A 12,073-nucleotide genomic window follows, 5' to 3' on the forward strand; every position below is an offset into this window, starting at 1 on the left:
TTTCAGGACGGATCGATGACCTTGATACAGAAGCAGACGATAATCAAAAACGCGACTGTTCTGACAATGTGCGCACAGCATGGAAGTCGCCCATTTCAGGGCGACATCCTGATTGAGAACGGCCGAATTTCTACTATCGGGCAAAAAATCGCGTCTGCTCCCGATGCAACCATTATTGATGGCAAGAACCGGCTGATCATGCCTGGTCTTGTCAACGCTCATACCCATTCCAGCGAGACGTTCTTTCGCGGGCGCTATGAAGGCATGCCTCTCGAAATCTGGTTGCTCTATGCCTATCCGTTGCTAATGGGGCCAGTCATTGATGAAAGACTGCTTTATCTTCGCAGCCTGCTTTTAGCGATGGAGTCATTGCGCAATGGCGTCACAACCATATGCGACGATTTCTTCGACCCCCCTGCACATGATCTTTCACGGCTTTTAGCAGTTTTCAAAGCATATGAAGACGCTGGCATTAGGGCCAATGTGTCGAGCGCTGCAATGAATATTCATACATTGGATGCGCTGCCTTATGCCCGCGAAGTAACGCCGCTCGAATTGCAGAAGCAGCTCGACTTCGGGCCACCGATGTCGGCTGACGCCTATATGGATTATTGTCGTTCAGCTTTTTCGACGCTGCACGGCACAGCCGGACGTATCAATTTCATGCTGGCACCATCAGCACCACAACGTTGCTCAGCGGAGTTGCTTCAGGCGTGTTACGCGCTTGCTGTGGACATGGGCGTGCCTTTGCATACCCATATTCTGGAAACAAAAACCCAAGCTGTTACTGGCCACGAACTCTATGGCAAAACCCTAATCTCTTACATGCACGATTTGGGGGTTCTCTCGCGTAACACTACTGTTGCGCATTCTGTCTGGGTCAGCGAACAAGACATAGAATTGATGGGCGCGGCCGGATGCTCCATCGCTCATAACGCTATTTCCAATCAGAAGCTCGGCGCAGGCATTGCGCCCATTCGCCAGCTGATGGATGCAGGTGTGACCATCGGACTTGGAACGGACGGCGTTTCTTCAAACGATACCGCGCGCATTTTCGACGTTATGCGTGTGGCAGGACTGATCCATAGTGTATCTGGCCCAGACTACAAACAGTGGATCTATGCCGACGAAATTCTAAAGATGGCCACCATCAACGGTGCGCGCAGTGCGATGCTCGAAAACGTCACTGGCTCACTCGAAGTCGGCAAAGCAGCAGACTTAGTGATACTCGATCTCACTACACTCAGCTTTACCCCGCTCAATGACATTGCACGGCATCTCGTCTATTCAGAGAACGGTTCATCAATCGAGACTGTTATGGTCGCCGGTGAAATCATCGTTCATCAAGGTCGTATGCGCTCAATCGATGAGGCCGCTATCCTCGCCGAAATTCGTGAACTCGTTCCGGCTCACCTCGCAGAGCATGCCAAATTGGAGCAACGCAACGCAGCGTTTCATTCGACCATGGCCGAAATTCACCGCCGTGCAACGTCACGAGACATTGGGATGAACCGCTATGCGAGAGCTCCCGGCAACTAAGTCTTAAAAACTCAACTGAACCTTCATGGATTGGCTGCGGTCCCCGGCAATCTCAAAAGCTGAGAGAACGTCTTCAAGCGGATAGACCGAACTCAAAAGTGGCTTCACATCGACGGCTTTGCGGTTGATCATATCGACCGCGAGGCCGAACTCTTCGTGAAAACGGAACGAGCCGCGCATATCGATCTCTTTCGACACGACTAGATTTTGCGGAATGGAGACGTCGCCACCGAGGCCTACTTGTACCAGAATGCCAAGCGGTTTTAAGATCTCTAGTCCTGCCCGCATCGCGTGTTCATTCCCAGACGCTTCAAACATGATGTCGAAATAACCTTTGTTTGCGGCATAACTCTCCAGTTGCTCGAGGTTCGACGCCACATTAATAGTGCGATCTGCGCCAACTTCCCTCACCTTTTTGAGAACAGACTCCATCACGTCTGTTGCCACGATCTCGCGCGCACCATGGGCGCGTGCTGCAATCACAATCAAAGCGCCAATCGGTCCACAACCGGTTACAAGAACTCGCTTATTCAGCAGAGATCCAGCGCGCGCGACAGCATGAAGCGTGACAGCTAGCGGTTCTGAAAATGCAGCTTCATGAATGGAGATGCTATCGGCGACTTTGTGGCATTGCCAGCTTTCCACAACCAACCTTTGACGAAAGGCACCCTGAATATGCGGCATAGGCATGGCACTGCCATAGAAGCGCATATTGAGGCAGTGGTTTTGTATGCCCTTGAGACAATATTGACAGGCATTGCACGGCCTGCTTGGCGAGATGGCCACCTGATCGCCAATAGCCAAACCACTCACACCACTCCCCAGAGCTGTGATGGTTCCCGCCACTTCGTGACCAAGTATCATCGGCTCGCGCAGGCGAATGGCACCAATACCGCCATGATTATAATAATGGAGGTCGGAACCACAAATCCCACCTGCCTGAATGGCAATCTCGACCTGACCTGAGCTTACAGCTTCAGGTTCGCGCTCCTCAATTCTGAGGTCTTTCGCTGCGTGAATGACGACAGTTTTCATCCGGTCCTCCCTGATCTAACTTGCATATGTTATCGATAACATTTATGCAAGAACAATACTGTCGATCACTGTTAAAGCATCTGAATATCCGGGAGGAACCAATGACATTTCCGCTCTTCGACCTGACGGGCAAACTGGCCCTGATTACCGGCTCAAGCCAGGGGATCGGGTTAGCTCTGGCTCAGGGTCTCGCCGAGCATGGTGCCGAAGTAGTTATCAACGGTCGCGATCATGCCAAAGTCGAAACGGCAGTTCAAAGCCTTAACAATATGGGCCACAAGGCACATGCCTCCCATTTCGACGTCACCGACATTGAAGCGGTGAAGGCAGGCATCGACGCGATTGAACGCGAAATCGGGCCTATCGAAATTCTCATCAACAATGCTGGCATGCAATTTCGTGCGCCGCTTGAAGACTTTCCCGACGACAAATGGCAACAATTACTCGCAACCAATGTTTCCAGCGTCTTTTACGTCGGGCAAGCCGTCGCGCGTCATATGATCGGTCGTAAACACGGCAAGATTATCAATATTGCCTCAGTTCAAAGTGAACTAGCCCGCCCATCCATCGCACCCTATACTGCAACGAAAGGCGCAGTGCGCAACCTGACGCGCGGCATGGCAACAGACTGGGCAAAATATGGCCTCCAGATCAATGCTATCGCTCCGGGCTATTTTAAAACTCCACTCAATCAGGCGCTGGTCGATAATCCTGAATTCACGGGCTGGCTTGAAATGCGGACACCGGCAGGTCGATGGGGCAATGTCGAAGAACTGGTGGGTGCAGCAATCTATTTGAGCGGTAACGCCTCGTCGTTCGTCAATGGTCAAGTGCTTCATGTCGATGGCGGTATGACCGCAAGCGTTTGATTGCAGAAACTGGCGTCAGTCATGGGAGAAGAGTGATGAAGACGACTTCAAATGTTGCTGTGATTGGCGCAGGCATTATGGGCACAGCAATCGCCACCCGATTACTGGAAACAGACAATCAGGTGAGCGTTTTTGACCTTGATGCGGATAAAGTCGCAAGGCTGGTCGACAAAGGTGCAACAGCCGCAGCATCCCCGGCTCAAGCTACCGCAGATAGTGACTTTGTCATTCTGAGCCTCAACCATGCCAATATCGTGCGCAGCGTTGTGTTTGGAGAAGGTGGTGTTGCACAAGCCGCATCGGCGGCGAAAACCCTCATCGATATGTCGTCCATCGATCCGTCAGAAACCGTGAAGATGGCCGAGAAGCTCGCCTCTGAAACCGGCATGAAATGGGTTGATTGCCCTCTTTCAGGTGGCGCACCGCGCGCACTGACTGGCGAATTGACCATCGTCGCGGGCGGAGAAAAGGCAGATTTCGATCACGCCTATACCGTGATGCAACATCTTAGCGCCAACTATACATTGATGGGCCCAAGCGGAGCGGGCCAGACAACCAAGCTCATCAACCAGCTTTTCTGTGCCGTAGCATTTCAGGCCATGGCGGAAGCAGTCAAACTCGCAGAAGCTGGCGGTGTGAACCCGGCAATCATTCCACAAGCACTGGCAGGCGGACGAGCCGACAACCGTATCATGCAGGAGTTCATGGGAAAGTTCGCGGCCCGCGACTACACACTTACCGGACGCATCGACAATATGCTGAAAGACCTGGACGCACTCCAAGCTTTCGCCATGAAGACGAAAACCCCGCTACCAATGACCGGTCAGGTTGTTGAAATTCACCGGCTTCTCTGTGCGGCAGGATTGGGCGACAAGGATTCCGCCGAAATGATGCGCCTGCTCGACGGCAAGCTATCGTAAGAAAGGCGGCCATTGGTCGCCTTCATTGTTTTCAGCCTGTTTGAAATGTTGGCTATACGACCGGAGTCACCAGTTCTTTGCCGCTAAAATGCGCGCTCAGATTTGCCAACACAAGATCAGCCATAGCCTTTCGGGTCTGATGCGTTCCACTGCCGATGTGCGGTGTCAGCACCACATTGGGCATGTCAAAGAGTTCTGCAGGAACCGTTGGCTCATTATCAAAGACGTCCAGTCCGGCACCACCAAGTTGCCCGGACTGCAAGGCCTTAACCAGCGCCTTTTCATCGACAAGAGAACCACGCGCGATATTAATCAGCACACCATTTGATCCAAGGGCCGCGAGCACGTCAGCATCGATCGCATGGCGTGTCTCAGCACTGGCTGCGGCTGCGATCACCAGAACATCGCAATTTTGCGCTAGTTCCAGAAGGCTCGAGTAATAATCGTAAGCAACATCCTGTTTCGCCCTGCCTGTATAGCTGATCTGACCATCAAAGCCTTCCAGCCGCCGGGCAATTGCCTTGCCTATACGACCGAGCCCAAATATTCCATAGCGACGCCCACTGACGCGTGTACCAAGCCCGATTTCGGCCTTTGGCCAGCTACCCTTACGGACATGGTCATCAGCACTCGCAATGTGGCGCGCCTGAGCGATAATGAGACCAACCGCCGTATCAGCGACATCCGTTGTCAAAACATCGGGCGTATTTGAAACGCGATATGCTCTTTGGCGTGCCTTTGGCAGATCGACCTTGTCAAACCCGACGCCGTTGATGGCAACGATTTCAAGACCAGGCAAGCGATCTGCGAGTTCATTTGGAATCCCAATATGACCGCCGGTGACGACGCCCTTGATTTTGTCAGCATGTGTATTCAGGAAGGCATTCTGGTCTTTGACCTCGAACCAGCGATGGACTTTATATTGCTCGTTCAGGCTTAGCTCCATTGCGGGGATCAACGGGCAAAGCTGGAGTATTTCAACGGACATACTATTTCTCTTTATTGGATATTTCGGGAATTATTTGACGTCCGATTTGACGAACTGACGAAGTTCAGCTGTCTTTGGATTGGTAAACAGCTCAGCTGAAGGCCCCTCCTCCCAGATCGTGCCCTGATGCATGAAGATGGTCTTCGTCGCGACGCGTCTGGCAAACGCCATTTCGTGCGTAACGAGGATCATCGTCATGCCACCACGCGCCAGTTCTTCCATCACGTTTAACACTTCTTCCGTCAGTTCCGGATCGAGTGCCGATGTCACTTCGTCAAACAGCATGACTTTAGGCTGCATTGCCAGCGAGCGTGCAATTGCGACGCGTTGCTGCTGTCCGCCAGACAATTGATCAGGATAAGCATCGAATTTTTCAGAAAGCCCGACGAGCTTCAAAACCTCTTCGGCCTTTTTACGAGCGTCGGCTTTTGAAACATTCTTCACGATTTTTGGCGCGAGCATAATGTTTTCGCCGACCGTCAGATGCGGAAACAGGTTATAGCTTTGAAAGACGATACCCACGTCTTTGCGCAGTTTACGCAACTGAGCCGCGTCACTTGTCACCTTGTGCCCGGCGATTTCGATCTCACCGGAGTTGATCTTCTCGAGCCCATTGATACAACGCAGCAATGTGCTTTTGCCCGATCCTGAGCGACCGATCAGAGCAAAAACTTCTCCGCGCTCGACCGTAAGCGAAACGCCCTTAAGCACTTCGACGCTACCGAAACTCTTGTGCACATTCTTGATGATGACTTCAGACATTAAGCCTCCTTTCCAGCCAGCGCGATAGCAATGACAATGGGTAGCAAACGGCAAAATAGAGCGCTGCGACCACCACAAATACGCGGAATGGCTGGAACGTTGCATTATTGATGAGTGTGCCTGCGCGGGCGAGTTCGACAAAGCCGATGATCGACGCGATGGAGGTATTCTTGACAACCTGTACTGCAAAACCGACCGTTGACGGTAACGATATGCGAACAGCTTGCGGCAGGATCACATAGCGATATTGTTGAACACGGGTCAGAGCGAGAGACTCCGATGCTTCCCACTGCTGTTTGGGAACCGACTGAATGCAGCCGCGCCAAATCTCTGCCAGATAGCCCGAAGCATATATCGACATCGATGCCCCGGCAGCCAGTAGAGGGTGCAAATCAAACCCTGCAAGACTCAAACCATAGTAAGAGAGGAACAGGATCATCAGCACCGGAATGCCCTGAATAATCTGGATGTAAGTGCCAGCGGCCACACGCAGCCATTTGATTGTTGAAACACGAGCCAAAGCGATCAGAAAACCAGCGATACCACCGCCAATCAATGCGATCGCGGTCAGCAATACCGTCCACTGCAACCCCGTAAGCAGAAACAGAAATTCGTCGGGACCAAAACTTCTAAACGTCATGCTGAGGCCTCCGGAATTGCTACGACCGCTCGGCGGGCAACCCGACGACCAAACAGCCAGAGCCCGACCAGCGCAAGGGCCCCGCGCAAGCACAATGCTAACCCCAGATAAATCAGGGTCACGACGATATAGACCTCGAATGAGCGGTAGGTTTGCGATTCTACAAAGGCGGCAGATGCGGCGAGTTCCTGCGTTGAAATCACCGAACAGACGCTGGATGCGAGCATCATCAACACGAACTGGCTGCACAAGGCGGGATAGACTTTTGCCAAGGCTGGCAGAATGATCACATGGCGATAAATCTGCAGTCGTGTGAACCCGAGTGCCTCACCAGCCTCAATCTGCGATTTATGTACCGCTTCAATGCCTGAGCGGATGATTTCCGTGGAATAGGCTGTAAGATTGATTGTCATGCCGATGAGGGCCGCGACTTCAGCACCCACGCGGAAGCCTGCAGCAGGCAGACCGAAATAGATGATAAACAACTGCACCAGAAATGGCGTATTGCGTATGATCTCGACATAAGCATCGATCAGAAAGCGAATTATACCGCTATTCATTGACCGCAGCGAGGCGAACAAAACGCCACCTGCGCAACCCAAAATGATAGACATGATTGACAGTTTGATCGTCAGCCAAATGCCCGCCAGCAGCGCATCCTGGTATTGGGCGATGACCCCGAACTGAAAAGTGTAGGACATGGTCCGGCCTCCCGCTGAATATCAGCGCTTGTGCGGATTCTTCTATGCATCGATGTGATAAAAATCCGTCGGTGCGCTGAGGCACCGACGGGAAAACAATCAGAAAGATGGCAGGTCTGGCATCGGACGGCCGGTCCACTTCACCGCAATCTTGTCCAGATCGCCGGAAATCTTCATCAGATAGATAGCGGTATTCAGCCATTGACGAAGCTCGAAATCTTCAAGCTTGGTCGCCATTGAATTGCCCTGCTGGAAGAAGGTGAAACCGACCTTAAGACCTGCTTCCGGGCGCTGCTTGATGATCGCTTCACCAACCGTTGAAGGGAGCGCGACGGCATCCACCTGCCCGGCAATCAATGCCTGCGCGCTTGTTGAATCATCTTCATAGACAACGATTTCGAGGCCCTGAATTGCTGCTTTACGGAGCGCTGTTTCCTGGGTCGAGCCACGGTTTACCGACACACGCTTGCCAGCCAGATCTTCCAGCTTGGCAAAGTTCTGATCAGGACCAGAAATAATGTCCATATTGAACGCATTGTACGGCTGGGTGAACATCACGGTTTTTGCGCGCTCGCCCGTGGGAGAAAGCGTTGCAACGAGGAAATCGACCTTGCCGGTTTGCAGAGCAGGAATACGTGCTGGCGGCGTCAGCGGGACAACTTCAACCGGGAGGTTAAGATAGGTACCAAGCAGATTGGCGACGTCTACGTCGTAACCAGTTGGATTACCCTTTTCATCAACCATACCCATCGGTGGGGCACCTGTCAGAACGCCTATCTTGACGGTACCACGAGCCGTAATATCACTGATAGTCACAGCATGGGCATCGACCATACTGAACATGCCAGCCACACCAGCCATTGTTAACCCCATGGCTAAGTCACGAATTGTTTTCAGAATACGCATGATTTCTCCTCCAATTCCCACCCTCACTCAATCCTCCTTGAATGAAAGCAAGACATCATCGTTATACGTTGACATTCGCTCTTATATTATTGTTCGATGTTTTCGATAACATCGAAAACTCAAGAATTACTACCCCTAAAGCCACACTCGATCTTGATCTCCTTGCAGCGCGACAGTTCCAGGTAAATCGCTTCGGATCGTCTAATTATGCCGAATCCTAACACCTGAACTCAGATCCCACTGCGAAGTTAGTCATTCCTATTCTTGCTGTTTGCAATAGTGCATGTTATCGATATCATTGCAATACCAAAACTGGCTCGCAGGGAACTCTTCATGCATACACGCTCAGCAATTTTTGAAGGTACAATTCACCCTGGACGCGAGGAGGAATTCTTTCGCATCGTGAAAGAACAGTTGCTTCCGGTCTGGAAACGCATGCCAAATGCGCAAGCGGTGCGGGTCATGCGCATGTTGAATGTGGACCCCGGTTCACCGTCTATCGCCATGGTGCAAGAAATAGATTATCCGTCGTTGGCGGCAGTGGAAGAAGCCTTAGCTTCGCCTGTGCGGCTCGAAGGACGTGTCATCACAGACAGGATGATGGAAATGTTCGAAGGGCGCTTCTACCATGTCGTTTACGAGCAGATACCGACGACTCAAGTGACCCTGACCGTGTGATGAACCAACCGATCAAACAGGACTTTGCATGATCACCTCGCCCGCCAGAAAAGCAACCATGCGAGACGTTTCCCGCCTCGCGGGCGTATCGCAAATGACTGTGTCACGCGTGCTCGCAGACCCAGATCTCGTGTCTGAAGCGACCCGCAAACGGGTGATGGAAGCCATCGAGCAGCTAAGCTATGTCCCGGACCGGGTTGCGGGTAGCCTTTCTTCGCGACGCACCAACTTTATCACGGCCATTCTGCCAACCCTTACGAACTCCAATTTTGCCGATACGGCTCAAGGACTGGCAGAATCCTTACGCCCGAAAGGCTACCAGCTACTGATCGGCTTCACGATGTATAAGCTCGAAGAAGAAGAGCGCATTATTCGTGCTATGCTTGAGCGGCGCCCTGATGCGATTGTAGTCGCGGGAACAGTTCATACAAAAGCTGCCAATGAAATGCTGCTACGTGCCGATATTCCAATCGTTGAAATATGGGGCAAGCCTGACAAGCCTATTGACCATTCAGTCGGCTTTTCCAATTACGAAGTAGGGCGCGCTGCCGCACGATATCTCTTATCGCTCGGACATCGACGCATCGGCGCGCTCGGTTCACGCACTGACGCCGATGCTATCGATTTACGTGGTGAAAGCAGACTGATGGGCTTTGCCTCTGTTTTGAGCGAAGCGGGGGTGAGTGATGAACTGATCGTTCGCGAAGGAACAGCACCCGTTTCGCATGATCACGGCGCGCGAACTCTTTCAACCCTGCTTGAGCGCGCACCTGATGTTGAAGCCGTTTTTGCAGTGTCGGATATTTCTGCTTTCGGCGCCCTGATGGAATGTCATCGCCGTGGCATTAAAGTGCCCGAGCAATTGTCGTTGATGGGTTTTGGCGACTTCGATATCGCACGCCAATCGGTTCCTGCGATAACAACAATACGTGTCGACGCGATTGGAATTGGCGTGAAAACCGGAGAATTACTGCTCAATCTTTTCGAGAAAGGCGACACAGAAGAACGTCCTGTAGCGTCATCACTCGTCGATGTCGGCTTCAAACTCATCGAACGCCAGACTGCATCGAGCCAGAAATAAAGGCCTCCGAGCAAAAAAGCCGGAGCACTATATTAAATAGGCTCCGGCCAGCTCACTTCTATCCAGCAAACACTCGTGCAAAAAATGCATCAGAGTGTTTTGGCACCGGTCATAATTGCCACCGCATCTGACATCGATATTTCCGATGGCTTTACAACCGCTGCTCGTTTTCCAAGCCTTTGAATATGGATGCGATCAGCAACTTCAAAGACGTGCGGCATATTATGGCTAATGAGCACAATCGGCAGACCGCGTTTTTTCACATCCAGCAACAAATCGAGCACTTTGCGTGATTCTTTCACTCCGAGAGCCGCTGTCGGCTCATCGAGAATGATGACCTGCGAAGCGAAAGCAACGGAGCGTGCGACAGCAATACCCTGCCGCTGGCCACCGGAAAGTCCTTCGACCGGCTGATCGATATTCTGAATTGTCATTAGGCCCAGTTCAGAAAGCTTGTCGCGCGCAACCTCGCGCATTTTCTTGCGATCCAATCCACGCAGCACTTTGCCTGCAAAACCTGGTTTGCGGATTTCACGCCCAAGAAACATATTATCGACAATCGAGAGAGCAGGAGACAAAGCAAGGTTCTGATAAACCGTTTCGACGCCAGCTTCCCGCGCTTCAAGTGCCGAGCGAAAATGCACAGGCTTGCCCATCAACTCGATATTACCGGAGTCAGGCTTTGTAGCGCCTGACAAGACTTTGATCAGCGATGATTTTCCAGCACCATTGTCGCCAATGACCGCAAGGATTTCATTTGGGTACAGGTCGAAGTCGGCACCATCGAGCGCCACAACATGGCCATAGCGCTTTGTCAAACCACGAGCTTTTAAGATTGGATTTACAGACATTATAGATTGACCTTCCTTAGCCCCTGATCAATGGCAACTGCCACAATCGACAAGACGCCGATGAGCAGATAGGTCCATTGCGGATCGGCACCAACCAGACGCAGCCCCAGAGAAAAACAGCCCACAGTCACCGCCCCGAAAATCGTGCCCAGAATTGAACCGCGGCCGCCAAACAGGGACGTACCCCCGATCACCACGGCTGTGATGGATTCGATATTGGTGAACTGGCCAGCAGTCGGTGTGACTGAACCAAGGCGACCAATCAGAACCCAGCCTGCAAATGCGCAGATGACGCCGGAGAGCACATAGACACTGATCAACATATGCCGCACCCGAACGCCCGCAAGTTCAGCTGCCGCCGCGTCATCACCCACCGCATAAACATGTCGACCCCAGGCGGTGTGATTGAGCACGTACCAGAGCACACCAATCAGCAGCACCATCGCAATTACGCCATAGGTGAGGACGGCGCCGCCGAACTGCATCGACTGGCCAAAAAACTGCAGTAGCGGCGCCGTTTCGGAAATACGGGCGCTTGGAATTGTCTCGTTGCCGGAATAAATGAAATTACTGGCCAGAAATATCTGCCATGTGCCGAGCGTGACGATAAACGCAGGCAGCTTCACAACCGATACAAGAACGCCATTGATGAAGCCGCAAAATGCGCCGAGCGCAAGACCAATAGCAATTGCCAGCGGTGCTGGAAGGCCGTAACGAAATACACACGCGCCTATCACAACGGATGCCAGAACCATGATTGCACCCACCGACAGGTCAATACCCTTGGTGAGAATAACCAGACTCTGCGCCGCCGCCACAATCCCCACAATTGCCACCTGCTGGAGAATAAGCGTCAGGGTGAAAGCGGAGAAAAAGCGACCGCTTGTGAGCAGGCCAAAGCCGATCACCGTCAACAGCAGGATGAGAAGCGGAATGATTGCAGGATTGCCATGAATACTCTCCTGTATGCGGCGCCCGATGGATCGTTTTGATTGAAATTGCACAACGCGTGTATCGCTGTTGCGTATTACACTCTCATAGTCGTCAACTTGTGTCATGGTCTTGCCTGTGAACTCTTCCAGCGAATACCAATCTGCATCTGC

The 12,073-nt window shown here is 52.2% G+C and carries 13 protein-coding genes; 5 read left to right on the forward strand and 8 right to left on the reverse strand.

Annotation, left to right across the window (positions count from 1 at the left end):
* Window positions 1–15: 15 nt before the first annotated feature.
* On the forward strand, window positions 16–1,539 hold the full coding sequence (locus QBD00_RS14900) for an amidohydrolase (protein ID WP_318579896.1): 1,524 nt from the start codon (window positions 16–18) through the stop codon (window positions 1,537–1,539).
* 3 nt (window positions 1,540–1,542) lie between these two features.
* Here the strand turns inward: QBD00_RS14900 and QBD00_RS14905 are convergent, their stop codons facing one another.
* Window positions 1,543–2,574 carry an L-idonate 5-dehydrogenase gene (locus QBD00_RS14905; protein ID WP_318579897.1) on the reverse strand — a complete coding sequence of 344 codons (1,032 nt, stop codon included), beginning with the start codon at window positions 2,572–2,574 and terminating at the stop codon, window positions 1,543–1,545.
* Window positions 2,575–2,675: 101 nt separating this feature from the next.
* Between QBD00_RS14905 and QBD00_RS14910 the strand changes: the two genes are divergently transcribed.
* Both QBD00_RS14910 and QBD00_RS14915 read left to right on the forward strand, forming a co-directional pair.
* Complete coding sequence (locus QBD00_RS14910) at window positions 2,676–3,443, forward strand: SDR family oxidoreductase (RefSeq protein ID WP_318579898.1); 768 nt, start codon at window positions 2,676–2,678, stop codon at window positions 3,441–3,443.
* A 35-nt stretch (window positions 3,444–3,478) separates the two neighbouring features.
* Window positions 3,479–4,363 carry an NAD(P)-dependent oxidoreductase gene (locus QBD00_RS14915; protein ID WP_318579899.1) on the forward strand — a complete coding sequence of 295 codons (885 nt, stop codon included), beginning with the start codon at window positions 3,479–3,481 and terminating at the stop codon, window positions 4,361–4,363.
* A gap of 52 nt (window positions 4,364–4,415) precedes the next feature.
* Here QBD00_RS14915 and QBD00_RS14920 read toward each other — a convergent pair whose 3' ends face one another.
* From QBD00_RS14920 to QBD00_RS14940, 5 genes are all read right to left on the reverse strand, one after another.
* A complete protein-coding gene (locus QBD00_RS14920) occupies window positions 4,416–5,351 on the reverse strand; it encodes a 2-hydroxyacid dehydrogenase (RefSeq protein ID WP_318579900.1) in 936 nt (311 codons plus the stop codon).
* A gap of 30 nt (window positions 5,352–5,381) precedes the next feature.
* Window positions 5,382–6,113: an amino acid ABC transporter ATP-binding protein gene (locus tag QBD00_RS14925; protein ID WP_318579901.1), complete on the reverse strand. Its 732-nt coding sequence runs from the start codon at window positions 6,111–6,113 to the stop codon at window positions 5,382–5,384.
* The gene (locus tag QBD00_RS14930) at window positions 6,106–6,753 is read right to left on the reverse strand and encodes an amino acid ABC transporter permease (protein WP_264231478.1); all 648 of its coding nucleotides are present in this window, start codon (window positions 6,751–6,753) and stop codon (window positions 6,106–6,108) included. Before QBD00_RS14930 ends, QBD00_RS14925 begins: the two co-directional genes overlap by 8 nt.
* Window positions 6,750–7,454 carry an amino acid ABC transporter permease gene (locus QBD00_RS14935; protein ID WP_318579902.1) on the reverse strand — a complete coding sequence of 235 codons (705 nt, stop codon included), beginning with the start codon at window positions 7,452–7,454 and terminating at the stop codon, window positions 6,750–6,752. The genes QBD00_RS14930 and QBD00_RS14935 overlap by 4 nt, the downstream gene beginning before the upstream one ends.
* A 99-nt stretch (window positions 7,455–7,553) precedes the next feature.
* Window positions 7,554–8,360 (reverse strand): transporter substrate-binding domain-containing protein, encoded by an 807-nt coding sequence (locus tag QBD00_RS14940; RefSeq protein ID WP_264231480.1) that lies wholly within the window; start codon window positions 8,358–8,360, stop codon window positions 7,554–7,556.
* A 333-nt stretch (window positions 8,361–8,693) separates the two neighbouring features.
* On the opposite strand from QBD00_RS14940, the gene QBD00_RS14945 reads away from it, so the two are divergent.
* Both QBD00_RS14945 and QBD00_RS14950 read left to right on the forward strand, forming a co-directional pair.
* On the forward strand, window positions 8,694–9,038 hold the full coding sequence (locus QBD00_RS14945) for a hypothetical protein (protein WP_318579903.1): 345 nt from the start codon (window positions 8,694–8,696) through the stop codon (window positions 9,036–9,038).
* A gap of 58 nt (window positions 9,039–9,096) precedes the next feature.
* The gene (locus QBD00_RS14950) at window positions 9,097–10,119 is read left to right on the forward strand and encodes a LacI family DNA-binding transcriptional regulator (protein ID WP_318579904.1); all 1,023 of its coding nucleotides are present in this window, start codon (window positions 9,097–9,099) and stop codon (window positions 10,117–10,119) included.
* A gap of 89 nt (window positions 10,120–10,208) precedes the next feature.
* Here the strand turns inward: QBD00_RS14950 and QBD00_RS14955 are convergent, their stop codons facing one another.
* Complete coding sequence (locus tag QBD00_RS14955) at window positions 10,209–10,970, reverse strand: ATP-binding cassette domain-containing protein (protein WP_318579905.1); 762 nt, start codon at window positions 10,968–10,970, stop codon at window positions 10,209–10,211.
* On the reverse strand, window positions 10,970–12,028 hold the full coding sequence (locus QBD00_RS14960) for an ABC transporter permease (protein ID WP_318579906.1): 1,059 nt from the start codon (window positions 12,026–12,028) through the stop codon (window positions 10,970–10,972). Before QBD00_RS14960 ends, QBD00_RS14955 begins: the two co-directional genes overlap by 1 nt.
* Window positions 12,029–12,073 lie beyond the last annotated feature (45 nt).

Source organism: Ochrobactrum sp. AN78, assembly GCF_029909885.1.
GTDB classification, from domain to species: domain Bacteria; phylum Pseudomonadota; class Alphaproteobacteria; order Rhizobiales; family Rhizobiaceae; genus Brucella; species Brucella quorumnocens.

Excerpts from the sequence above, each read along its gene's own strand:
- QBD00_RS14910 (WP_318579898.1), top strand. The coding sequence starts at position 2,676 with ATGACATTTCCGCTCTTCGACCTGACGGGCAAACTGGCCCTGATTACC.
- QBD00_RS14920 (WP_318579900.1), bottom strand. The coding sequence starts at position 5,351 with ATGTCCGTTGAAATACTCCAGCTTTGCCCGTTGATCCCCGCAATGGAG.
- QBD00_RS14900 (WP_318579896.1), top strand. The coding sequence starts at position 16 with ATGACCTTGATACAGAAGCAGACGATAATCAAAAACGCGACTGTTCTG.
- QBD00_RS14960 (WP_318579906.1), bottom strand. The coding sequence starts at position 12,028 with ATGACACAAGTTGACGACTATGAGAGTGTAATACGCAACAGCGATACA.
- QBD00_RS14940 (WP_264231480.1), bottom strand. The coding sequence starts at position 8,360 with ATGCGTATTCTGAAAACAATTCGTGACTTAGCCATGGGGTTAACAATG.
- QBD00_RS14915 (WP_318579899.1), top strand. The coding sequence starts at position 3,479 with ATGAAGACGACTTCAAATGTTGCTGTGATTGGCGCAGGCATTATGGGC.
- QBD00_RS14925 (WP_318579901.1), bottom strand. The coding sequence starts at position 6,113 with ATGTCTGAAGTCATCATCAAGAATGTGCACAAGAGTTTCGGTAGCGTC.
- QBD00_RS14950 (WP_318579904.1), top strand. The coding sequence starts at position 9,097 with ATGCGAGACGTTTCCCGCCTCGCGGGCGTATCGCAAATGACTGTGTCA.
- QBD00_RS14945 (WP_318579903.1), top strand. The coding sequence starts at position 8,694 with ATGCATACACGCTCAGCAATTTTTGAAGGTACAATTCACCCTGGACGC.
- QBD00_RS14935 (WP_318579902.1), bottom strand. The coding sequence starts at position 7,454 with ATGTCCTACACTTTTCAGTTCGGGGTCATCGCCCAATACCAGGATGCG.
- QBD00_RS14930 (WP_264231478.1), bottom strand. The coding sequence starts at position 6,753 with ATGACGTTTAGAAGTTTTGGTCCCGACGAATTTCTGTTTCTGCTTACG.
- QBD00_RS14905 (WP_318579897.1), bottom strand. The coding sequence starts at position 2,574 with ATGAAAACTGTCGTCATTCACGCAGCGAAAGACCTCAGAATTGAGGAG.
- QBD00_RS14955 (WP_318579905.1), bottom strand. The coding sequence starts at position 10,970 with ATGTCTGTAAATCCAATCTTAAAAGCTCGTGGTTTGACAAAGCGCTAT.